The sequence below is a fragment of the Marinobacter sediminicola genome (genome assembly GCF_031157525.1).
In the GTDB taxonomy this organism is placed as follows: domain Bacteria; phylum Pseudomonadota; class Gammaproteobacteria; order Pseudomonadales; family Oleiphilaceae; genus Marinobacter; species Marinobacter sediminicola.
In genome coordinates, this window is record NZ_JAVIXR010000002.1 from 1 (window position 1) to 23,490 (window position 23,490).

General features: G+C 54.0%; 21 protein-coding genes. 11 read left to right on the forward strand and 10 right to left on the reverse strand.

Going from position 1 to position 23,490, the window contains the following annotated elements; all coding sequences use genetic code 11:
* From RG807_RS02655 to RG807_RS02685, 7 genes are all read right to left on the reverse strand, one after another.
* The coding region (locus tag RG807_RS02655; protein ID WP_309043490.1) for a cupin domain-containing protein at window positions 1-380 on the reverse strand (380 nt) is incomplete at its 3' end.
* Window positions 381-704: 324 nt separating this feature from the next.
* Window positions 705-1,703 (reverse strand): lipid A deacylase LpxR family protein, encoded by a 999-nt coding sequence (locus tag RG807_RS02660; protein WP_309043491.1) that lies wholly within the window; start codon window positions 1,701-1,703, stop codon window positions 705-707.
* A gap of 54 nt (window positions 1,704-1,757) precedes the next feature.
* Complete coding sequence (locus RG807_RS02665) at window positions 1,758-2,993, reverse strand: aromatic amino acid transporter (protein WP_309043492.1); 1,236 nt, start codon at window positions 2,991-2,993, stop codon at window positions 1,758-1,760.
* A 170-nt stretch (window positions 2,994-3,163) separates the two neighbouring features.
* Window positions 3,164-3,511 (reverse strand): thioredoxin family protein, encoded by a 348-nt coding sequence (locus RG807_RS02670; protein WP_309043493.1) that lies wholly within the window; start codon window positions 3,509-3,511, stop codon window positions 3,164-3,166.
* 15 nt (window positions 3,512-3,526) lie between these two features.
* Window positions 3,527-3,967 (reverse strand): thioredoxin TrxC, encoded by a 441-nt coding sequence (gene trxC / locus RG807_RS02675; RefSeq protein WP_309043494.1) that lies wholly within the window; start codon window positions 3,965-3,967, stop codon window positions 3,527-3,529.
* Window positions 3,968-4,011: 44 nt separating this feature from the next.
* Window positions 4,012-4,395 (reverse strand): DUF2750 domain-containing protein, encoded by a 384-nt coding sequence (locus RG807_RS02680; protein ID WP_309043495.1) that lies wholly within the window; start codon window positions 4,393-4,395, stop codon window positions 4,012-4,014.
* Window positions 4,392-7,025 carry a DUF2339 domain-containing protein gene (locus RG807_RS02685; RefSeq protein WP_309043497.1) on the reverse strand — a complete coding sequence of 878 codons (2,634 nt, stop codon included), beginning with the start codon at window positions 7,023-7,025 and terminating at the stop codon, window positions 4,392-4,394. Before RG807_RS02685 ends, RG807_RS02680 begins: the two co-directional genes overlap by 4 nt.
* A 326-nt stretch (window positions 7,026-7,351) precedes the next feature.
* On the opposite strand from RG807_RS02685, the gene RG807_RS02690 reads away from it, so the two are divergent.
* The 5 genes from RG807_RS02690 to RG807_RS02710 all read left to right on the forward strand — a co-directional run bounded on the left by RG807_RS02690 (window position 7,352) and on the right by RG807_RS02710 (window position 13,555).
* Window positions 7,352-8,536 (forward strand): thiamine pyrophosphate-dependent dehydrogenase E1 component subunit alpha, encoded by a 1,185-nt coding sequence (locus RG807_RS02690; RefSeq protein WP_309043498.1) that lies wholly within the window; start codon window positions 7,352-7,354, stop codon window positions 8,534-8,536.
* A 1-nt stretch (window position 8,537) separates the two neighbouring features.
* On the forward strand, window positions 8,538-9,515 hold the full coding sequence (locus RG807_RS02695; RefSeq protein WP_309043499.1) for an alpha-ketoacid dehydrogenase subunit beta: 978 nt from the start codon (window positions 8,538-8,540) through the stop codon (window positions 9,513-9,515).
* A 26-nt stretch (window positions 9,516-9,541) separates the two neighbouring features.
* The gene (locus RG807_RS02700) at window positions 9,542-10,819 is read left to right on the forward strand and encodes a 2-oxo acid dehydrogenase subunit E2 (protein ID WP_309043500.1); all 1,278 of its coding nucleotides are present in this window, start codon (window positions 9,542-9,544) and stop codon (window positions 10,817-10,819) included.
* A 32-nt stretch (window positions 10,820-10,851) separates the two neighbouring features.
* On the forward strand, window positions 10,852-12,699 hold the full coding sequence (locus tag RG807_RS02705) for a protein kinase domain-containing protein (protein ID WP_309043892.1): 1,848 nt from the start codon (window positions 10,852-10,854) through the stop codon (window positions 12,697-12,699).
* A 103-nt stretch (window positions 12,700-12,802) separates the two neighbouring features.
* Window positions 12,803-13,555: a class I SAM-dependent DNA methyltransferase gene (locus RG807_RS02710; RefSeq protein ID WP_309043501.1), complete on the forward strand. Its 753-nt coding sequence runs from the start codon at window positions 12,803-12,805 to the stop codon at window positions 13,553-13,555.
* A 5-nt stretch (window positions 13,556-13,560) separates the two neighbouring features.
* On the opposite strand, the gene RG807_RS02715 is transcribed toward RG807_RS02710, so the two are convergent.
* The 3 genes from RG807_RS02715 to RG807_RS02725 are packed head-to-tail and all read right to left on the reverse strand — an operon-like array spanning window position 13,561 to window position 15,217.
* The gene (locus RG807_RS02715; RefSeq protein ID WP_309043502.1) at window positions 13,561-14,280 is read right to left on the reverse strand and encodes an RNA polymerase sigma factor; all 720 of its coding nucleotides are present in this window, start codon (window positions 14,278-14,280) and stop codon (window positions 13,561-13,563) included.
* Window positions 14,277-14,807, reverse strand: a complete 531-nt coding sequence (locus tag RG807_RS02720; RefSeq protein WP_309043503.1) for a plastocyanin/azurin family copper-binding protein — start codon at window positions 14,805-14,807, stop codon at window positions 14,277-14,279. Before RG807_RS02720 ends, RG807_RS02715 begins: the two co-directional genes overlap by 4 nt.
* A complete protein-coding gene (locus tag RG807_RS02725) occupies window positions 14,804-15,217 on the reverse strand; it encodes a hypothetical protein (RefSeq protein ID WP_309043504.1) in 414 nt (137 codons plus the stop codon). Before RG807_RS02725 ends, RG807_RS02720 begins: the two co-directional genes overlap by 4 nt.
* A gap of 168 nt (window positions 15,218-15,385) precedes the next feature.
* Here RG807_RS02725 and RG807_RS02730 point away from each other — a divergent pair, with 168 nt between their 5' ends.
* From RG807_RS02730 to RG807_RS02755, 6 genes are all read left to right on the forward strand, one after another.
* Entirely contained in the window at window positions 15,386-17,521 is a 2,136-nt protein-coding gene (locus RG807_RS02730) for a type VI secretion system Vgr family protein (RefSeq protein ID WP_309043505.1), read from the forward strand.
* Window positions 17,514-18,347 carry a DUF4123 domain-containing protein gene (locus tag RG807_RS02735; protein WP_309043506.1) on the forward strand — a complete coding sequence of 278 codons (834 nt, stop codon included), beginning with the start codon at window positions 17,514-17,516 and terminating at the stop codon, window positions 18,345-18,347. The genes RG807_RS02730 and RG807_RS02735 overlap by 8 nt, the downstream gene beginning before the upstream one ends.
* A gap of 2 nt (window positions 18,348-18,349) precedes the next feature.
* Window positions 18,350-21,508 (forward strand): hypothetical protein, encoded by a 3,159-nt coding sequence (locus RG807_RS02740; RefSeq protein WP_309043507.1) that lies wholly within the window; start codon window positions 18,350-18,352, stop codon window positions 21,506-21,508.
* 117 nt (window positions 21,509-21,625) lie between these two features.
* Window positions 21,626-22,504 (forward strand): SEL1-like repeat protein, encoded by an 879-nt coding sequence (locus RG807_RS02745; protein ID WP_309043508.1) that lies wholly within the window; start codon window positions 21,626-21,628, stop codon window positions 22,502-22,504.
* 51 nt (window positions 22,505-22,555) lie between these two features.
* Window positions 22,556-22,876 carry a TM2 domain-containing protein gene (locus RG807_RS02750; protein WP_100638447.1) on the forward strand — a complete coding sequence of 107 codons (321 nt, stop codon included), beginning with the start codon at window positions 22,556-22,558 and terminating at the stop codon, window positions 22,874-22,876.
* Between the two features lie 157 nt (window positions 22,877-23,033).
* The gene (locus RG807_RS02755; RefSeq protein ID WP_309043509.1) at window positions 23,034-23,459 is read left to right on the forward strand and encodes a hypothetical protein; all 426 of its coding nucleotides are present in this window, start codon (window positions 23,034-23,036) and stop codon (window positions 23,457-23,459) included.
* Window positions 23,460-23,490 lie beyond the last annotated feature (31 nt).

Below are 23,490 nucleotides of genomic sequence, written 5' to 3' on the forward strand. Positions count from 1 at the left end.
AACTGAATAAGCAGGAGTAGCATTTGATGTTGGGTAAAATCCGACTCAGTCCCATTTTGGAGCTGTGCGTGAAGGAACTGGACGTAATGGAGCAATGCTGGATCTAGGTCTACGAAACAAGGCAGCTTATCTAGCGCCGGGGCCAAGCCTTCGGGAACGTCTGCAACCAAAAACCGGTTATCGTCGGTCGCAGCGTATCCATGACCAATTCCTGCGGGAATGATTGCTGCTCGACGCTGAGCAACCTCGCCTTCCCTGGTATCTACTGACAGAGATAATGTTCCGGCTAAGGGTAGTACCAGTTGATGATGGTCGTGGGAGTGACTTTTCCCCTCATCATCGTACGTTCGTATGTGCAGGCCAATCTCTGAATGCTTCATGTCACCAGTATAATCAGAAACATTTGAGAGTCCTCACATAACCACTCTTTCATCCGCGTCTCATCCATGATCCAGCCGGTTCATGAAAACGCGGGAAACTGGGAGTCATGAAGAAAGTGCATAGATTAAACTTTATACTCTGTATTGCTTAGTTGGTCTCAAAGCGACTGTTCGCTTTTGTTTAAGAGCAGGCACCGGGAACAAGCTGCGGGCATAAACATCACTCATCTTGGAGGTTCAGTTTAATCATCCAGACATCACCCCTGTCAGGCCTGGCTGACCACGACGAAGTGCCCCGTGAACAACGAGTCGAAACGGACCTTTCTATAATGCCCAAGAAACTGACAGCGTCCCAAAGCTGAAGTTATCTTTATGACGCTCGTCTTCGCTGGTCGAGGCACGCAGTGTGACGGCGGCCAGCAGGTAACCCCACTGCCAGGTAGCGCCCAGACCGAGCTGACCAATCAGCGGCCCTTCGTCAAAACGGTATGCCCCGGCATTGTCGTCAATATAGGAATAGCCTACATACTCCACGCCCAGCCCCACATACACGGACCAGCTACTGCCTGAATCCTTGAAAGAGCCCGGCAGGGCGACAGTTGAAGAGGTGCCTGCGTAATCCGGCACAAAATTTACTGGAAGATGCCTACCAAGCTGCCAGACCAACCCGGCTTTTGCAGAAGTTCGAAAACTCGACAACAACCCAGCCCCAATCACCGACACACGCTGTTCAATGTTGCCGCCCTGCCCGAGTTGCAGCAGCTTTCGGCCATGCGCACCCTGAATGCCACCCACCACATCGGTTCCAAGCTGATTGCCCCAGCCTTGCGGCTTGTCGCTTCCAGTGGTTTTATGCACCCATTTCTGAACCGACTCGGCACCGCTTTCGGACCCAATGACGCCAATGTGCGCGCCAAAACCGGTAATCGTATCGGCGTCCCAGCTCCAGAGCGTGCCGCTGAGCGACAGGTGGCCGGCATAGGGAATGTCGTCGAATTGCGGATTTTCAACCGTGATATCTTCCGGCGTAACCATGAATTGCCGCAAACTCAGTGTAACCGCATGCTCTGAATCAGACGCACCTATACCGGGCAGAAAGCGCAGCTCATCACGCAGAGTTCGCGCAAATCTTGCCGACGTTCCATCGTTCTCGTCAGCGGTGTCCGTCAGATACGACAAGCGTACCCCGTTTGTATATCCGCGGTCGGTTCCAGTAAGCAGGTCGTTATCCCAGGACAGGTTCACGACTTCTGCCTTCAGGCTGGCTGGCAAAACACTAATAACGAAAAACAGCAGGAGGGTACATTCGCAGCGACGATTCAAATCCAGTCCCTCCGGTTGATACTAAGAGTAACGAACATGGCCTGATGTCAGGTCTCAGAGCAACACAGGTTCCGGCAACCAACCCGCCAGCCCCATGAAATGGAAAAGGATGGTCAGCCCGCCAAAAATCAGAACCAGCGCAATGCCCAACTGGCCGCCCGGGGCCATAAAGCCACGGCGCCCATCCTTCAGTGTTCGGGACTTCCGGGCCAGCAGCGCCGGAACAATACAGGCCCAGACCGCCGCGGCCGCACCGGCGTAGCCAATGGCCAGAACGAAGCCAAACGGAAAAAACAACGACAGCAGCAATGGCGGAATAAACGTAATTGCCCAGGTTTTGGAGCGCCCTTTGCGATCATTATCGAAGCCCAGCAGGTCGGCCATATAATCAAAGGTGCCCAGACCAACGCCGACAAAAGACGACAAAATGGCAGCCGTTGAGAAAGCACTGATGGTGGTCGCCACCCGCTCGGAATTGATGGCAAAACCAAGAGCCGCCAGCAGAACATCCACGTCACCGCCCTGGGCGACCACCGGGCCGAAATTCGCTCTCGGCAGATTGCCGAATATGCTGATCAGCCACACCAGGTAAAACAGCAAAGCCAACAGTGTACCGCCCAGAATGGCTTTCTGCGCCTTACTCTCCTCGCCATAATAGGCGCGCATTGATGCCACCGAATGATGATAGCCGAAAGACGTCAGCGCCACTGGCAACATCGCCATCGCATAGGGCGCATATTGGGCGTCGGCATTTGCGGAGTCGAACAGGATAGCCGGGTCAATTCTTACCGCCAGGCCAGAGACGCCGAGTACAAAACTCAACAGCATGAACGTGATGAGCACCACCGACAGTCGGTCCACTGCATGGGTTGAGTGCCAGACAACCAGTGAGGACAACAGGACAAAAACAACTGAAGCCAGCTGACTGTCGACCCCGGTCATGCTCTGTAGGATCAGGCCAGACGACGTGATGTAGGCATACAGGAGAATGCCGCCCACAAAGTATACCGTCAGATTACTGAATGCGTTCACCCGGGAGCCGAGCAGAGATTTGGTAACGGTATTGAACGATGCTCTCAAACCGAAGTGCTTGAAGGCTTCCAGCAGCATCCAGCCAGACAGTGTCATCACCACCATGGTAAGCACCAGTGCCAGGCTGGACCAGGTCGTCCAGGCTCCAGCACCGGAACTGGGCAAGCCCAGCATACCGGCACCAACACAAACACTGGCAATAATACTCGCCCCGCCAATCAGGGAAGGCCTGGCTCTGGATTCTGCGCGCTCGGTCAATGGGCCTCCTTCGTCGCGTATCAGCTTTTGGATTTAACAGCGGGCTATCTGAACCAAAGGAACTTATCCCACCATTCTGTGGATAACTTTGTGAAAAGGCGCGGGACAAGCCTGCTCAGCCCAGTTAAAACGGGCGTTCGACAAACATGACCGTTAACTGACCAGATCAATTACTGCTCAGCATTATCCTGTTGAATCGTCAAACAATATGGACGTTTTAATGCAGAGCGAACATCGCCCATAGAGAAGACTCGGGAAAACTCGGCAAAGCGTTGCCCCTGAAACCACAGGTGAATCACTGGCAGTGAAAAAATGCTCCGTGAAGCACACAATGGCGCAGCCGCCTGGCAATCTACATACGCCATCACCAGCTCAGGAAACTCTTCCCTGGCCATGCGCTCCAGCTGTGGTTTCACTGACTGGCATACGCCACAACTAGCGCCACCGTACAGCACAAGGGCAGCAGAACTCGTGGTTACAAGTTCCACCAGCGCGTCTTCACTATCAATCACCCTCATGCTGCTCACCCGCCTTCAGCAACCGTTACTTTTCAGCCACTGATCGATCTGGCCCTGGTTCATGGCGCCACTTTGCCGTGCAAGCTCGCGGCCATTGCGGAACAGTATTAAGGTAGGGATGCTGCGAATGCTGTACTGGCCAGCCGGTGCCGGGTGCTCTTCGGTATTGAGCTTCGCAAAGCGCACCCTGCCCTTCCAACCCTGCGCCGCTTGTTCAAACTGAGGCGCCATCATTTTGCAGGGGCCACACCAGCTGGCCCAGAAATCCACCAATACAGGCAGGTCGCTGCGGCCGGTGTGAGGCGCAAAGCTTTGCCCTGTGAGCTCAAGCACCTTCTTTGGCCACAGGGGCTGTTTGCAGGCTCCGCAGTTACCGCCAGAGGCCAGACGAGCGGCCGGCACACGGTTCAGCTTATCGCAGTGTGGACAAACCACATGTTTAAGATCGTCACTCATGTATTCACCTCACAACACACAACGTCGATTGTCCTACCTGAAGTCTAGAAGTTGGACAGTTCATCCTGCAGGTCTTTTTTCAGTTCGTCTGCTGCTGTTATCCACAGAGTTTTATCGGCTCCCGGGAATACGCCCACTTGCAGCCCGTCTTTCGCCAATCCGGGTACCCATTTCTTGAAAAAATCTGGCAGCGAGATGCTTTTCGGAGTCAACCCATCTGCCCCCTTGGCGTATTCAACAGCAAATTCGGAACTGGGCCAAACCGGCAAATGTGCGACACCGTCGTCCTCCGACACTATGGACAGGAAGCGGCTTTCCGAATTAACGAGTATCCAGATCTCCCGCTCTTCCAATACTTCGCTCAGGAAGTAGTCGTATCTCTCTTCACCATCCATTTCGAGTACGCTGGCTAGCTCTTCGCTATTCATAAATCTGAATCTCTGTTTAGTGAATCAGGCTCAAGGTTAACTCCCTGAGCTTTTCGGTACATCCATGCAAGGCCCAAGAGAGCGAGCCCCAAGCCCATAAAGGCGGCAACTCGCCAAAAGCCCTGTAGCCCCGCCATATCGATCAGGAAAATCTTGCCGATCACAAGGCCCAGCAAAGCCATGCCCACCTTGTACAAGATGATATGGGTGCTTTTTGCGGAATAAACAGTGGAGTAGAGGATTGCCGCTATGGCGTAAAGCATGCCGACAACCGAATAGGTATACAGCTCGCCCTCTGTCATGCCATGCCACAGCGCCATATCGCTGCCCTGCCAGAGCTGGCGAATTTCCAGAGCAGTGAATAAAAGAAACCCTGCCCCTGCGACACACATTGACCAGAGCTTGGGTGCAATCTGCGGGAACCGGCTGATAACAAGAGCCAGCAGTACCGGGCCACCAAAAGCAGGTAACAGCATATTGAAGATGGGCGTGCTGCCAATGAAACTGCCACTCCACCAGGGGTTATGCAAAGTGAGCAGCGTGAGGTAGCTGAGGGCGGAGAGCGCCAGCAGAACCCATGAGAACAACCTATAAAGCCAAGCCAGTGATTGACTCGACTTGGCTCGGAAAGCATAAGTCACACTGAGCGCGCCCCAAAGCAGCGTATTCATGGTTGCTTCGATCAAGCTGTATTCGTGAACAAAAATGTCGCCATCGTACAGCCAGTAACGCAACTCCGCGCCCAGGAACAGCACCAGCAAGTGCAGGGTTGCGCCTTCCAGCCAGGGGCGAATCGAATGGCCTTTCTCTGAAAGCCTGGTAGCAACCGCCGCCAGCAATGTAGCACCACCATAGGTCCATAGCGTCCAGTGCACGCTGGCATCGTAACCTTGTATCCATGGATTGAAAGTGAGCCGCGCAACCACCAGCGCCAATACGCCCTTCAGTAACAGGTACAGCTCCGGCATCTGATAGCGCCGAGCCAGCCAGGTAAGGCTGACGAACTGAACCGATAAGGCCAGGGTGAGTGATGCTTCACGGAAGGCCATCACTGTGGCCAGTGAGTAACTGACGTGCGCCGCCATCAAGGCCCAGACCACGCCGTTCCCATAGCGAGCCAGCCCTTCCATACGCCAGGCCAGAACGCCGTAAACTGCGCCAAGTACCAAGGTGGCGACCGCCCACACAACCGATGTTTCGCCATAGCCTTGCAGCAACAGCCAGCCAAGCACCAGCCATACCAGCGGCGAAAGCAGGGTTAACGAGGCCCATCGCCGCTGGTCGGCATAGCGCCCCCACAGCCAGAGGCCCAAACCAGTGGTGGTGATGGCAGCGGCAATCAGGTAGCTGACAAAACCCGCTTGCTGCGCCAGGGGAATCTGCATCAGGAAAAACAGATCGCCCTCCATTCGGCCCATATACAGCAGCCAACCGGCAGCACTGGCTAACACGGCACCCCAAGGCAAAAACCACAGCGTACCCCGGCTCTGAGGAATCAGGGATGCGACCGGCAGAATGAGCAGCCAACTCCACAACGACGGGTTATCAACAGATTGATGTGCAATCGAAATACCCCAAATCGCCAACAGCGGTAGAAGCGCCTCGCGCAAACGGGACGGAGCAGCCTGCTCTTCGCCCGGCAAGAATGCAAAAGCAACAAACAAGGCGGCCAAATACATCGCCGTTGCCAACTCAGCAGGGGCTGCAGCCACGGTGGCTGCCCACCAAAGCAACGCACCGGCCAGTGTGGCGTACCAGAGCCAATCACGGAAAACGTAACGCATTAATAGCAGCGAACTGATCGTAATCAGGAAGCTGTACGAGAGCACAAAGGCGACGCTGCCGTCCTCGCCACCGATAAGCAGAGGCACAATATAGGCGCCACTCAGCCCCATAATGGCCAGCAATGGGCCATGCACCAGAGCCAAAGCCATGGTAGCCAGAGACACAGCCGCAAGCAGGATTAACCCGACAACCGGGCTGATTAGCTGGTAATGGTGAACACCGGCAAGCAATGCGGCGTATAGCGTAATACTGCCCCCACCCGCCAGGGCTGCGAACACCTGATCTGTACTCATGTGGCGTCTGCGCAGGTATTCCGCGCCTGCGTGCAGCGCAAGGCCTGTAGCCAGGGCGAGTAACAGTTGAGGTACAGGGCCAATCAGCCCCGCGCTGATGGAATGGCTGACCATAAATATTCCCGCCAGCGCCACACTCAGGCCACCCAGCCAGACCATCCAGTTTTCTTTCAGGGCCTTTTTGATACCTGAATAATCACGGGCCGGTGAAACTGAATCCAGCAAGTCACTTGCCTCAACCTCGGGCTTTTCGACCCATTCATTCGTCGCTGCTACAGGAACCGCCTCTGGCTCGCGCGCGGGCGCCGACGGCTGGGAATAGGCCAAACTTTGGGTTTCAGCCGATGCAGGATCATCTGGAAGTTGTTTATCCAATGCACCAGGGCGTCGAAGAGCTTCGATTTCCCGACGCAGTTCCAAAACCTCCCGGCCCAGGGAGTCAATGCGAGAAGAGTGTACATTCCGTTGCTGAAAAGCCATAAAGCCCAGAACAGAACCTACAGGTATGAATATCGCCAAGCCTACGCCAAGCAAAATAAGTATGGCTTCCAAATCCCTTTATCCTTCTGAAGATTCCATGAGGTACAGCGCGAGCCGCCGATGCAATGTGCAGTCTAACTTCTCCGGGGAAATAGCTCACCCACAAAGGACACTACCCAAAGCCCGCACTTTACGTTAAGGTCAACTTTACTCAGTTTAATCCGGTTTTACCCAAACTGCTCGAACTGGTAACAGGAGCCTTACGGCAACACCGGCAGGGTTGCACAATGCGTTCTATACTCTGGAAAACTCCGGCAAATAGAACAAGGCTCCATAACTTAACGAGGCCCTCACAAGGGGCATTTTGTTCCTCAAGCCATCACCCCAGGAAGAGGATTATGACAACAACAAAGTACAAATCCGTTTATACCCCTGTTTTTACAGACGGTTCGGAATATCACATTCCGACACTGAAGCTCCTGAAGCAGGACGGTTCGCTCTACAAAGGCAGCAAAGCGCCTGACATCAGCAAAGACAAAGCGCTGCGAATCTACCGCGCCATGGTCACTACCCGCATTCTGGATGAGCGTATGCTGGGAGCCCAACGACAAGGCCGCCTCAGTTTCTACATGCAGTGCACCGGTGAAGAAGCCTCCGTTATCGGTAGCGCCGCCGCCCTGAACGACGCTGACATGATCATGGCCCAATACCGTGAGCAAGGCGCCTTGGCCTATCGCGGCTTCACCATTGATGAGTTCATGAACCAGTTGTTCGGCAACGAGAAAGATTACGGAAAAGGCCGTCAGATGCCGGTTCATTATGGTTCCAGCAAACTCAATTACATGACCATCTCATCCCCCCTTGCCACTCAGATCCCCCAGGCCACCGGCTATGCCTATGGCCAGAAAATGGCCGGCGACGGACATTGCACGATTGTTTACTTCGGAGAGGGTGCCGCATCGGAAGGCGACTTCCACGCGGGCCTCAACATGGCCGCTGTGCATCGCGTACCCGCTATTTTCTTCTGTCGCAACAATGGTTACGCCATTTCCACCCCGGCAAATGAACAGTTTGCTGCCGATGGCATAGCGCCTCGCGGGTTCGGCTATAAAATGGACACCATTCGTGTCGACGGCAACGACATCCTGGCCGTTTATCAGGCCACCGAAGCCGCCCGCAAACTGGCCGTGGAAGAGAACCGCCCGGTACTCATCGAAGCCATGACCTATCGACTTGCGGCGCATTCCTCATCCGATGACCCCTCCGGCTATCGAAGCAAAGATGAAGAAGCCGTGTGGCGTGAAAAAGATCCTATCCTGCGCATGCAAAACTGGCTCACCAAGAAAAAATGGTGGAGCGAGAGCGAAGAAAAAGAGCTGCAGGAACGCATGCGCCGTGAAGTGTTGGAAACCATGAAACGGGCCCAGAAGCTCCCGCCGCCTCCCTTGGAATCCCTGGTAACGGATGTTTACGACGAGGTGCCACCGCTGCTGAACGAGCAGTTTGAAAAACTGAAGGCGCACATTCGTAAATATCCGAATGAGTACCCCAAGTCGGCTGCTCACGTTCAGGGAGGGGCATAACATGGCCAAGATGAACATGCTGCAAGCCATCAACGACGCACTAGATATCGCGATGGCTGCAAACGAAAAGGTTATGTGTTTCGGTGAGGATGTGGGTGTCTTTGGCGGTGTTTTCCGAGCCACCAGCAACCTGCAACAAAAGTACGGCAAAGACCGCTGTTTCAACACGCCTCTGGTGGAGCAAGGCATTATTGGCTTCGCCAATGGTCTGGCCGCCCAGGGCTCCTTCCCGGTAGCCGAGATTCAGTTCGCCGATTACATATTCCCGGCCTTTGATCAGATTGTTAACGAGTCGGCCAAGTTCCGGTATCGCTCCGGAAACCTGTTTAATGTCGGCAACATGACTATCCGCACCCCCTACGGCGGCGGCATAGCCGGTGGCTTGTATCATTCCCAGTCCCCTGAGGCTTATTTCGCCCACACGCCGGGTTTGAAGATAGTAGTCCCGCGCAACCCGCATCAGGCGAAGGGGCTGTTGCTGGCCTCCATCAATGACCCCAACCCGACGATTTTCTTTGAACCAAAACGCTTGTACCGAGCCTCAGTTGGCGAGGTGCCTGAGGGGGAGTACCAATTACCGCTGGGCGAAGCCGAAGTTCTCAAAGAAGGCACCGATGTAACGGTGCTGGGCTGGGGTGCTCAAATGGAAGTCATCGATAAAGCCGTCGAAATGGCAGAAAAAGAAGGATTCTCCTGCGAAGTGATTGATCTGCGCACCATCCTGCCCTGGGATGTGGACACCGTTGCTGAGTCGGTGCTTAAAACCGGGCGCCTGGTGATCACTCACGAAGCGCCGCTTACGGGTGGTTTTGCGGGCGAGATTGCCGCCACCATCCAGGAACGCTGCTTCCTCTATCTGGAATCGCCGATCGCACGGGTTACCGGGATGGACACCCCCTTCCCGCTGGTGCTCGAGAAAGAGCACTTCCCCAACCACCTGAAGGTCTATGAGGCCATTCGGGAAAGCGTCGAATTCTAAGCAGATATCCGGACAGGAGAACAACTATGAGCGATTTTATACTGCCCGATATCGGCGAAGGTATCGTGGAATGTGAGCTGGTCAAATGGCTGGTAAGTGAAGGCGATTTGATCGAAGAAGACCAGCCGGTCGCAGAAGTGATGACCGACAAGGCGTTAGTGGAAATTCCCGCCCCCTATAAAGGCCGGGTTACCAAGCTGTACTGGAAAGAAGGCGACATAGCCAAGGTACATGCACCATTGTTTGAGCTGGTGGATGAAAGCGGTGAGGAATCAGGTGGTGCCGCCGCCAGCGAAGAAAGCAAAAGTGATGAGCCAGAAGCCCAACCGGCTAAACCCCAACCCGGCGCAAAAGCAGACGACACCCCGGAGCCTGCAAAAGCCCCGGTTTCAACAACACGGCAGGACGGGCAAAAGATTCCCGCCAGCCCCGCCGTGCGCCGCCTGATTCGCGAGAACGATCTGGCGCTGGAGGATGTACAGGGCTCCGGAAAGGATGGGCGCGTGCTGAAAGCCGATGTGCTGTCCCATCTGGAGCATCCTGAAACTGGAAGCTCCTCCGCACCTGCAGGCAGGCCCCAACGGCCAGCGCACAGTCAGGAAGTTCGCGTAGAACCTATCAAAGGCATGCAGGCTGTGATGGCCAAGCGCATGGTGGCATCGGCCTCTACCATTCCGCACTTCAACTTCAGCGAAGACATTGATGTGACGGAATTGCTCGCCCTGCGCCAGCAACTCAAGCCGGAAGCAGAAGCCCGTGGTTCTCGCCTCACTCTGATGCCTTTCATTATGAAAGCCATCGCGCTGGCAGTTCGCGAGTATCCAATACTCAATAGCCAGATCAACGAGGACGTGACTGAAATTCACTACCAGCCGAGCTGTAACGTGGGCATGGCAGTGGATAGCAAGATCGGACTGCTGGTGCCCAACGTGAAGAACGTTGAACACCTCACTCTGCTGGAGATTGCCGACGAGGTAACCCGTCTCACGGAAGCAGCACGGGAAGGCCGGGTAAGCCAGGCGGATCTCAAAGGCGGCACCATTACCATTTCCAACATTGGCGCACTGGGCGGCACTTACGCCTCACCCATTATCAATGCACCGGAAGTGGCGATTGTGGCCTTGGGACGCACCCAGAAGCTGCCGAGGTTTGATGCAAACGGGCAAGTGGTAGAACGCTCCATCATGACTATCAGCTGGGCGGGCGACCACCGCATCATTGATGGCGGTACCATTGCCCGGTTCAACAACCTGTGGAAGAGCTACCTGGAGTCACCACAATCCATGCTTCTCCACATGGGCTGACCGGTATGGCGCCACCCAACCAATCATTGCCGATGCCGCATCAAGCCCAGCTTCAGCAATTCTACATCCCGGAAGAGCAGTCGATTTATCTGCTCAGTCACGACGATGCAAAGAAGCTGAAAGACTGGGTTGAGCTATGTACTGATCAGCTCCGGCAGATGGGCTATGCGGACATAGCAATGATTGGCAAGGGCGCCTTTGGCTTTGTATTTGCGGGCCGGCTACCGCTGGAGGGTGCGCGGGATCTTGAGCATGTTTTCAAGTTTACCCGCATCACCCTGCCCCAACACCTGCATGACAGGCTTGAAGATGAGGCTTACATTCTGGAACAGGTGGAGCACCCCCGGGTGCCCGGCCTGATTGCCTACCACCGAGCCGGTAGCCAACCGATTCTGGTAATGGAGCGAGCCCCCGGCTTTAACTTGGAAGAAGTCTCCCTCCAACGAGGCCGCTTGAGCCCTCGTCTGATTATCCGCATTGCCGATCAGCTGGCCGACATTCTGCGCAATTTGCGCCGTGAAACCGATAGTGGCAGACGCCCGATTGTGCACGGAGATATCAAGCCATCCAATCTGGTGTTTGATGCTGAAACCGAGAACATCGCCCTGATCGACTGGGGTTCCTCCGTATTCGCTCAATTGGATGCTAACCAGCAATTCCTCAGCCCCAGCGTAATGGAGCTGATGTCCGACAACCTGCAACAAACCAACGCCCGCTTGGGCGATGTGTACTTCATTGGTGAAGAGCAACTCTATGGCGGACTCTCATCACCACGATTTGACGAACAAGGTGCGGCAGCCACCCTTTATGCACTGGCCTCGGGGCAATCTTGTCGTTTTGGCCACCTAGCCATACCCGCCACTTCCCTCGGTTTGCCCATGGAGTTTGCCCGCATGCTAGATGGCATGCTGGACCCGGATCCTGCGCAACGTATGCGGGCCGGTGACCATTATCTGAAAGAGATGCCGCGCATGGCACGCACGGTAATGATCGATTTGCCAGAGCCGCCCCCTACGCAACTGGTGCCTATCTGGATACGTATCTCGGATCGGGAAATCGACACTGTGGTGTACAGCTCCCGAAAGGCCTTTTTGCGCCAGGAAGGCGCCGACGAGTCCCTGAACGACGTTAATGACGTGCAACTGGATCGCTACTACAAAAACTTCATGCAGGGCATGGGGGACACCGAAAAAGCTTTCCTGGCGGCTGTCAGCCGGCTTGGCCGTTATCCTGTGGAGGGTGGGCTCGCGGTTCGCTGGGAGCCAGACGGCGTTTACGTCGATACTTCCCTGAACCTGCACGACCCTGAGCTACGAACCTCCTTTACCACCGCCGTGAACAACATGGTGAACCTGGCCCAGGCTATCTATCGCCAAGGTATCTTCAAAAGCTGTCTGTTCAACGCCCGGGACACTTTGCATATTGAGCGGGAAGAACAGGACCAACCCTTCATAGCGCCACCGGAGATGCGGCTGCCGTATCAGGTGAGTTCCGCACCTGAAGTGGAAGATCGCTCACGAATACACTCCTACTTTGAAGATGGGCCAGACCCGGAGGAGTTTTTGGTGCTGCCCGAACCCATCATCAAATCACTCGAAGCACTCAACAGCATCCGCCACACCGGGATGATTATCTTTGAGGCTCTGCCCCTTCACCTAAAAATCCATAGCCAGTACCGACTGCTGGATCCGGAGAAAGAAGACGAGTTCCGCCAACGGCTGGATGAGATTCTGGCTGCTGTCGATCAGATCACCGGGCTGGGCGTATCCGGCTTTATGAAAATGCCCTATAAAGACGCGCGCTTTTTCCCTTATATCGAGCGGTTACCAGAGCGTTATTACCCACGAAACCCAAGGCTGGAAGCCTCGGAGGCAAGCTAGTTACAAACCACCCACTTATCCGCTTCGCAAACACCGCGGATTGGTTTACGATGCGCCGCCACACTATGCTCCCGCTAATAGCGTCTAATACCGTCAGGCCGCCATGTCCTCAAATTACCTGTATACCGATTTGTCCGCCTACTACGACCTGATGTGCGCGGATATTAACTACCACGCCCAAAGCCACGGCGTGCGCAGGTTGCATCAGCTGTTTGGGAATGAAGGCAACACTCATCTGGACCTGGCCTGCGGAACCGGCCCCCATGTACGCCACTTCATCGATTTCGGGTATCAAAGCAGTGGTCTGGATATAAACCAGCCCATGCTGGAGCAAGCGAAGGCCCGGTGCCCGGAGGCTCACTTTTCATTAGGAGATATGTGCGACTTCCAGGTGGACGAGCCGCTGGATTTGATCACCTGCTTCTTGTACTCCATCCACTACAGTGGTGACATCGAAAAGCTGAAGCAGTGCATTGCCAGTGCACACAGAGCTTTAAAACCCGGTGGTGTGTTCTGCTTCAATTCCGTCGACAAAGACAAAATTGATAACAGATTATTTGAGCGGCATACCGTTACTCAGGGGGACAGCCTGTTCTCCTTCAGCTCTGCATGGCATTACCGTGGCGAAGGCGAGAAACAAGGCCTCAAGCTGAGCATCACAAAAACCACCGGTGGCGTCACTCAATCTTGGGACGACGAGCACCCGATGGTGGCGGTAAGCTTTGAAGAACTGGCGAACATTCTAAAACCCTACTTTGATGTGCATATCCTTGAGCACGACTATGAAAAGATCATGCCGTGGAATGGTACGTCGGGGAATGCGATCTTTGTTTGTGTGAAGCCGCCAGCGCTATAAACGAATCACCTGTCCCGCTGGGCACCTGCGGTTTCGACAAGGATTTCGACAACCGAATCAGCCATACCGGCACACCGCAGGCCATCGAACGGGAATATCGAGTCAAAGCCGCCTTTAATCTTCTCCTCCATAACGCTGCGCAGTTGCCGGCGCGCCCGGAACAATCGTGTTTTAACGGTAATCACACTGATGTCCAGGTCTTGCGCAATCGCGGCCACGGACATACCTTCTGCTTCCCTTAAAATAAAGGGCACCCGCAAGGTACTTGGCAGCTCTGTTACTGCGGCTTCAATTAAAGCTCGAAACTGGGCTCGCCCCTGCTCGGCCTCCGGGCTGGGTATTTGAACTCCCGGGAAAGCGACTACAGATACATCCGCATTTTGAGACTCATTAATAGAGTCGTACTCCTGCGCCGGCCTGATCTTACGCAGCCTCATTTTGGCCGCGTTCAAGGTTATGCGGGTGATCCAGGTAGCAAGCTTGGCATCTCCCCGAAATTCATCGATTCGTGTGAAAGCAACAAGGTAGGCCTCCTGGACAACCTCTTCTGCAATCGCATCGTTATCAACAATTCCTCGCGCAATCCTGAACAGCCTTGGATTCAAGCGCCTGATAATCTCCCGAATGGCAGCCTCATGACCCTCACGAGCCAATGCAACCAGCTCGGGCTCTGAGGTATCAAAACCTACTCCCTTAGTGCCTGGTAGTTCAGCTATCAGTTTCATTTTAACTCCGAGGCGCTGATGCTGCCTGATGCCAAGATGCTTTCTACCGAGGGAAATGCAGCCTCTATGCTTTCGGCTACGCCTCCGGCACCGACGGCGGAATTATCCCAGCCTTCCTCACCGGGATCTCCAACCACCACCCGCCCCACCATTCCAGCTTGTTCGTGAGGTATACAGTAAAAATCATAGACACCCGGTGAGGTTAATATTAGCTCGTAAGTATCTTCTGGCAGCAAATAGTCACTATTGAAGGGGATAGCCTTTTCCGGGATGCGGCGCACTCGGCCAAGCACCTCCGGATGATAGGCCGTCACTGTGTGGGCGTTGCCACTATCTCTGTTTACAAACCTCACACGGGTTCCCGGCTTAACAGCCACGCCAAACGGGTCAAACCAGACCCGTTCACCGCGGGCTGTTCCTCGCATCTCGATCAGCACTGAAGGCTGACCGGATGCGAGCACCGGCAAGGTGACAGCTAACAAGGCGCCGCTCGCCCCGATCAGCAGCTCACGCCGTGTGAGTATCATTTTGCCAGCCTCCCTTTTGCGGCTTCATCATGGAACAGCACTACGTGGGCATGGGGAACCTCAACGCCCGGGTGCCCGGCGTTGTAGTAAATGTCGACGGAGGTCACCTTATGCGCCCCTATTCCCAAATCGTCATAAGACACCCCGTTTTCCAGTTCCTTCAGTGGGGTCATGTATATGGTTGCCGATAACTTGCCGTCACGGTCGTAACCCAAAAATGGGCCGGCCGGAAGCGTGTCCGGGTCAACGAACAGTGTGCCCAACCCGGGAATGAAAGCCGGAAGGGGAAGAACATCGCTCACTTGCACATATGGGCTGGCAGGGGGCATTTCCTCAACTGCGCCCTGATCGTGTGCAAAGGCAACTGATGCGGCCAGAAGGCCAAGGGTAAGAGTGAGTTGCTTGTACATGAGTATTCTCCATTGCATGTTGCGCCAAATTTGGCTTGTACTTGTATAGATGCAACAGAAATAGAAAGGTTACACACCGCCGGCCAGTCGCTGGATTTTTCACCCCAGCCCTGATACCTTCCCGCTCAGATTTATCCCAAGATAAACATACCTTCAAGGACTGAAGATATGCCCCAGGCAAACGGATTGCAGTTCACTGCACGTGTTGGTGAGCTTCCCTCAGATGTTTTTTCTGTCGTCAGCTTTGCGCTTACCGAAGGGCTATCGGAGCTTTTTCATGGCCGCCTCATATTGGCAAGCATCGACCCCGAGCTTCAGGCTTCGGACATTCTGGAGCAATTTGTAGATTTGGCGGTTTGGCAAGATGGCATACCACTTCGCCGCTTCACCGGTGTGGTGAACGAGTTTGCCCGGGGCGACACCGGCCACCGCCGCACATGCTACGAACTGATCATCCAGCCGCCGTTATGGCGCCTGGGGCTGATGTACAACAGCCGTATCTTCCAGACCCAAACCACAGACACCATCGTGCGTACCCTGCTGGAAGAGCGAGGCATTGTAGATTCGGTATTTGACCTCAAGCGTGCGCCCCAGGAACGGGAATACTGCGTACAACACCGGGAAAGCGATCTGGCCTTTATAGAACGCCTGGCCGCCGAGGAGGGCTGGCACTACCGCTATCAGCATGGCAGCGTCGACGGAGATGAACAGCCAGGCCTGATCCTTGCCGACCACCACGGCGACGCACCAAGGCTGCAGCCTGCCGAATATAACGGCAAAGCCGGCGGCAGCACCAAACAACCCGCCGTGTTCCGCTTCCGCTACGAAGAGCGGGTTCGTGCCGCCTCGGTAGCCACCAAAGATTACACGTTCAAAAACCCCGCCTATGGGCTAATGCACGAAAGCGCGGCTCCCGCTGAGAACCAACGACAGGATTACCAGCATTTCGACTACCCAGGCCGCTTCAAAGCCGACGCCAGCGGCCAGCCGTTTACCGAAGCCAGGCTGGACGCCCTCAGAAACGACGACAACACCGCCAACGGCGAAAGCAATCGCCCGGATTTCACCTGCGGTGCGAAAGTAGAACTCACCAACCATGACAGCGCGAGACTAAACCGCGACTGGCTGCTAACCGCCGTCACACACACCGGCAAACAGCCCCAGGCACTGGCAGAAGAAGGCGGCACCGGCCCGACCACCTACCACAACCTGTTCAGTGCGGTTCCCGCCAGCAAAACCTGGCGGCCTCTATGCGCCCACCGCCCGCTAATGGACGGCCCGCAGATCGCTATAGTCACCGGCCCCGAAGGCGAAGAAATCCACTGCGATGAATACGGCCGGGTAAAGGCGCGCTTCCCCTGGGACCGCTACTCCGAAAACAACGAGCACAGCAGCGCCTGGCTGCGCGTAAGCCAAGGCTGGGCCGGCGGGCAATATGGGTTCATGGCCTTGCCAAGAATCGGCCACGAAGTGATTGTCTCCTTCCTTGATGGCGACCCGGATCAACCCATCATCACAGGACGAACACACCACGCCACCAATACACCGCCCTACTCGCTGCCCGAGCATAAAACCCGCACCACCCTGAAAACCCAGACCCACAAGGGTGAGGGCAGCAACGAACTGCGGTTTGAGGATGAAGCAGACAAAGAGCAGATCTACGTCCACGCTCAAAAAGACCTGGACCTGCTCACCGAAAACAACCGCACCGAAGTGATCAAAAACGACAGCCACCTGACCGTGGAAAATGACCGCTTCAGCCAGGTAAAAGCCAACCACCACTCAACGGTAGACGGAGAACACCGGGAAAGGATCGGCGGCGATTACAGCCTCACCGTTAACGGCAGCCACCACAGCAAACTCGGCAAATCCCAGCTTGTGGAAGCGGGAAATGAAATTCATCACAAAGCGGGTATGAGGATTGTTATTGAGGCTGGGGCGGAAGTGACGCTCAAGGCCGGCGGGAGCTTTGTGAAGGTGGATCCGAGTGGTGTGACGATTTCGGGGCCATTGGTGAGGATGAATTCCGGGGGTGGGCCGGGGAGTGGGAGTGCGGTGGGAGCGGCTAGTCCAGAGCTACCTGCAACACTCTTGGACTTGGCAACAGACACTCGTGACCGAGATGCTCTCGGTCTTTCCGAAGCGCGCGTTTCAGCGAGTCCTGAAAGCTGGTCTCCAGAAGAGTTGACCACAGTAGTGCCTCCTGCCTCCGCTTTTGAAAAGGCAAGTGACAAGGGAGCTCTTTTAGTAAGCGGCTGCGCCCTTGACGATGACGGTAAGTGTAAGGTCCACGATCATGGCTGAGCAAAGGACTACAGCGGCCATCCCGGAACTTGCACCCAGTGTTCCATTTGTGATTCTGGATCTCGCTTACCACCCATCGGTTTTGGCGTGGATCTATGAGGAGATCGAGACCCAGAGCCCCGGGAGCTGGAGACCGTTACTGTTTGGGACGGCTTTTCAGGAGCGCTGGCAAATGGGTCCTGCCCTAATTGACCTTCACAACGTTCCTGGTGCTCAGGACGCTCTGATCAACAAATACAAAGACAGGTTCCCGGGGGTCTTTCTGGCAAACCCGACAGAAAACCTGGATGAGCTGGCCGGTTGGCTCCAACAGTTTTTGTACATGTCGCGCGGGGCGCAACTGAGTTTGATGCGATTTTATGATGGACGGGTATTAGGCTCGTTTCTGTCGGTACTTGATCAACAACAGTACAAACATTTTGTTCCACCTGAGACCTGCTGGTATTGGCAGACCGATGCACAATGGTGGAAGACATCGTCAGATGACGAAGCGGTTGAACTAGACAGGCCGAGCGGGTTCACGTGGCATTTTCGTGATTCACAAGTTGAAGAATTCACCGCTGAGCGAAACGGTGCATTTATTGATGTGCTTACAGAAAAATATGGGAAGTTCATTCCTTCTGAGAACCCCAGAAATTATGTCGACAATACAGCGAAGCTTGCAGATTCAATTGGGCTGGATTCCAAAGCTGATGTTGAGAAAGTTCTTCGGTTTCTGATTCAGAAAAAGAGTCAACCAGATGCCCCCTTCTACTCATCACTTATTAAGAGAGTGGATCTAACCACTTACCAAAAACTGGACGCCATTGAAAACGGAGCGAGCTGATCATGGATGATGTTCAAGCCCCAAACACTGCAGGTGATACAGCAGAACTGCCAGAGCCTGCCTATGAATGCTCGGAAGAATCGACCAGTTCTGAGGCCAGTGAATGCAGCAGTGCCGGTTATGCTTCGATCATTTACATTACCGGTCAGCGCTGTTTCTGGCTGCTTACCGATAATGCCGTCAACGCTATACAAAAAAGCAGCGCCAGCTTGTCGAAAATTATCAAGTCGGAACAAGTCTCTAAACGAATAGAGGGCATCAAGGCTGCCGGGATATCAGACCTTTTTGTACCCGCTCACCCTCGAACGTTTCTACCCAAAATATTGCAGGATGAATGGCGGAGCGCAGAAAGAGAGATAGAGCGGCTTGAGGCTGAGGCGGCCCAGCTTGTGGGCACTTTCGAAGACCTTAGTGATGAACACGCGCGCCTGTATGACGAAGTTCACAACGCCCCTGATGTTACAGCGTCCACAAAACGACAATACAGCGATGTGGCAAACGCTCAATACTTGGCGAAACAAAATGTGCCAAAGAAGCATCGAGAGCTTAGGGCAAGCATATTCAAATGCACGAAACGTATCGAAGAACTCCGGGAAATGGGCTTTTCGGCTGCGGAATCAGCAGGCTTCGTAATTCAGAACGAGACCCTTTATTCACCTCACCAGCAAAAGGTTTCTGAACTTTTACGGGGATACAAAAAGGCAAAAGCTGATTTTCTCCGCCACGAACTGCCGGACGAGGCAAAGTATCATTCATTTATGCGGATGTGCCGTTATCACAAACGAAGTGTTGAATGCCAACTGTCTCCAACTAAAGAGAACCTGGTAGAAATTGAAGAATTCCTGGAGGAATATTACGGGTTCTTCAGTTACGTTGGGCCTTACCTGAAAAAGGCCATTGAACTGGCCTCCAACGGAGTGGCCGTTGCAGAGTATGTGCTCGCGAATCATGGTGACATTCGCTCGGGACTGGAAAAATTGTCCGGGTATCACCAAATGGAGCGCGACTATCAGAAGGTCGAGACGGATCTCGAAAATGCTGTTGTGGACTGGGCCAAGGTTCTTGGCAGAAATGGCCCGATTCCGAACGTCGAGATCGAGCACTACCGCAAGCTTCTTGATAAGCACAGCGCCAGAATGTACCGGTTTCAGAAGCAAACAGAAGCACTTTCGAGAACGATGGAGCCAGCCCGGCTGTTCGTCTGGGATCCTGAAGACTTTACGGCCAAACCGTCCAAGGTTCTTATCAAACCAGGTATGCCACTGCGCGAATATACTCAAATAGGCAGCGAGAGTGATTTGGACCATTTTTGCCTAAATGACCTACCAGGGGTTGGGAGATATCTGGATGGCAAGCACCCTCTTCCAGACCATGATATCTACAGCCAGGAAACAGCGAAGCAGATCGCGCTATCATTGAAAAAAGCTCAGCGGCCCGAACAAGACGAGATCTTGGAAAAGGTTCTGAAGGGTCTGGGGTGCGTGAAGCTGAACCTGGATCTGGCCTGGTTTAGTGATCACGGGGTATTCCAGCCTGATCTCTTCTACAAGCAGGTTCAATCAGACTATTCAGTTTCGGCGCTGCAGTCAGACGACGAGAAAGAGCAGTGGGGCATCAATTTGCGAAGCGTGCTGTTTGAAAAAGACGCGCGAAAGCACCTGATGCTCTTCGATGATAGCTACATGGCTCAGTTTTCCCGTTATGTATTGGGCGGGATCGACCGTGACGTTTCAGAGTACGTTAGAGAGAACGTCAGAGTGACTGCACTCTCCTCCGCATCCGGTCCAGACTCCGGTGCCGAGGGTTCGGCTACCATAGTGAAAAATAATGAATCAAGCGACAAAAAGACACTCAGCTACGGGTTGGCCAACGCCACCATTGGTGGAAAGCTGACTGTAATGCAGGGAGACCTGGATCTCCTGGATGTCAAGCTGCCAGAGCCGAGTAAAGCCAAGCCTTTGAGACTTCCCTATTGGACAGATAAAGGCGAAGACGAAATGAATATAGGGTGCTTTTACTGTGAGCTGAACGCCAAACTTAGCGGCTATGTTGGTGCCAACGTAATATTGAGCGGAGGGCTCGGAGTCGACCTTGAGAAAGGGAAAGGTCTAACCTTCTCAGGGATCAATAACGGTATGCCTGAAGGGCAACTGGATGCCTTTGCAGGAGCAAAGGTTAGTGTAACCGCCACAACCAGCCTGTACTGGGACCTGCCGAGCGAGGCGCGAAAGAAAGTTAATTTTATGAGAGCCCACGACCCTGTAGAGAAATGGGCATGCGTTGGAACGCTTAACCTTGGGCTTACTGCAAGCTGGGGGGTAGGATATAGCAGGTCGTTCCAGCTAGGCATGAAAAATGGCAAGCTGATATTTATCAGTGACGCAGGGCTCACGACCGGACTTGGCCTGAAAGGGAAGCTGGCGTTCGAGATTGATTTCAAAGCAGTATCCTACTGGATAGCCTTGGTTCAAAACGAACTCCACAAGAACGATTACCGTCACATCGATTGGGTAGCGCCAGATGCGTTCGGCTTTTTAAGCATGATCAGTTTCCTACAGCTTACCACTGCACTTGATGCGGCCTTTTTTGCGGCTCGCCATTATCGCTTTGTGCAGGAAGTGTTTGACTCAATTAACCAGAGTGAAAGAGCCGGGCTGGTGGCTTTGAAGATAGCCCAGGCAGCAGAAGATGCTGCAAAAGCTGCAAAAGCCAAAGATCGTGAAAAGGTCGCGGGCTATCAGCAGTGGTTCCGTGGACTGCAGCCGGAAGCGATCGGGCCACTGTTGCATAATCTGGCATCCGAACCGGTGGCTTATACCGACAAAGAAAGAACTAGGCCACCCACTGAGATGCTGAAGCTGCAGCAAGCCTCAATTCTCCAATGTCTTAAATGGATGGAAGGCAGTGAGCTGGTTAACGCGGAATCCTACCTCGGCCAAATTCCTAATCGTATCCAACGACAGTTTGAGGAGTCAGTTACCCGGATGAACACTCATGGCACCAAGCCTGGCGAGAATCGTCTGATTTTTGCTCGGAATAATATCGCTCGATTGGATGGGTTTATGGGTAGAAACATTGTAGGGCCTGGCGATGAGCGGCGTCTTCGGCAGTATCAGAAACTTCGGGAGAAATTCAGCCTACACATCTGGGAGCAAGCGTAAGCCATGCCGAGACTTCTAATTCAACAATCATGGGCTGTGCTGCTTTTATTTACATTGTCTTTTTCTGTTTGTGCGGAGACTGACAAAGCACGGGCTGAGGCACTGTTCCAAGAGGGGATGACTCTTTACCAGCAACAATACAGCTCGGCCGCTATCACTCCGCTGGAGAAGGCGGCAAGTCTTGGTCACGCGACAGCAGCCTATCAAGTTGGCGAAATACTTCGCAGGCGCCATACCTACATTACCGAAGAAGCGGAAGCATTCTACCGCCAGGCCGCTGAAGGGGGCGAGGTTTATGCCATGCTGCGACTGGCTAAACAAAGCAAGCTGTGTGGAACGCTTCGACAATGTGATTACGACCGAGAGCGATGGCTTGACCTCGCGTTAGAAACAGCACTCCCCCAAGCCAAAACAGGTGATACAAGTGCCATGATGGCCGTTGGAGCGGCCTACGCGGCAGCAGGCAAGCCTGAAAAGGACTTCGAATGGGTTGAGCGGGCAGCCAAAGCTGGTGATGCCTTTGCACAATACTGGATGGCTATCATGCTGGGTGAACTTGGTCGGGGCTTTTATTGGACCGACAAAGGCCGCCGCGAAGACGTACTCGCATGGCTGCGCGCCTCGGCAGAGAACGGTTTTCCCAAGGCGATCTGGAAGCTTTCAGTGGAGCTAAAAGAAGACGGCAGATTCCAGGAGGCAAACAAGTGGGTTGATTTTATGGGGAAAACTGATTACTTCAACGCGCTCTATAACTACGGTTTGATCCTGCTTGATGGCCCGGGCGGCATGTTCCGATATCCGGAAGCCCGGCCGGTAGAAGGTCTCGCAATGTTAATTGCACTGCATCGCCAAAAAGGCAGCTCGGAAGTGAAATTGGCAATCGATGATTATAAGGAAACTTTAGATAATGAAATTATATCGGAAGCCGAAGCTCTTTCTGAGTCATTGTTGGTAGATACCCCGATTCTTTTTTACCTCCCCAAGTTCGGAATTTAACACCAAAAGCCTTCAATCAATCACACAAAACAAGTTTTCAAGGAGGAAAACATGCCCACGTCAAACACCAGCCACCCCAAACAAAAGAACCGCCTGATAACCTTGGTTCTCGCTATGTTCCTCGGGATCTTCGGTGTCGACCGCTTCTACCTCGGCAAGTGGAAATCCGGTATCGCCAAAGGCCTTACCATTGGCGGCCTTGGCATCTGGTGGTTCATCGATGGCGCGATGGTTTTGACTGACGCTTTCCTGCACTCACTCGGAAAAGACACCGGCTTTGTCAAAGATGCGCGCGGCCAGGATCTTCGTCTTGGGCTTTCCATGTACCGATTCAAAGACGGACGTATCCAGCGCGACTGGTTCTCCAGCTGAGTTGGTATCCGCTAGCTGACAGACAGGATTACAAAAAGTGAGGCTTGATTGAGCGCTCGTTAGCCTGAAAGCGACAATCACGGCCCTGAAAATCACCAAGGATGGATGTACCCCGTGCCTACTCGCAAAAAGCTGACTGGCGCTCTGGATACGTTATATGAAGTGGGCATGGCAGCCCAAACAAAAGCCGAGATCGATGAGTTGGGCGCACATAGCGCTTGGTGTCGGTGTGTTCGCTTTGACGTATTTCGGCGCTGCGCTTTTTGATAGCTCACTCATTTTCCTCGTTGGTACGGGGGCGGCAATTGCCTTTGTATTGGACGCCATTCGACTTCGCGCCAGAGTTGGTATCCTGTGTGTCCAACTGGTAGAACGCTCTGCCCAGCTGGACTATGGACTGGTGCCGGTAAAGCCCGAGCCTAGCAAGGCCAGAGCCGCCCAACTGGAAGAGATAGAGAGAGACAAAGACAGCTCAGCCCGACGTATTTGGAATACGATGCAAGCTCGCCATCACGGCCTGATTCTGGGGGGATTACAGATCGCAGCATGGAACGGACATGGTCTTTTAGCGAAAGAATTATAGAGTTCGATAGTAGTGCGGAATTGTTCAGGGT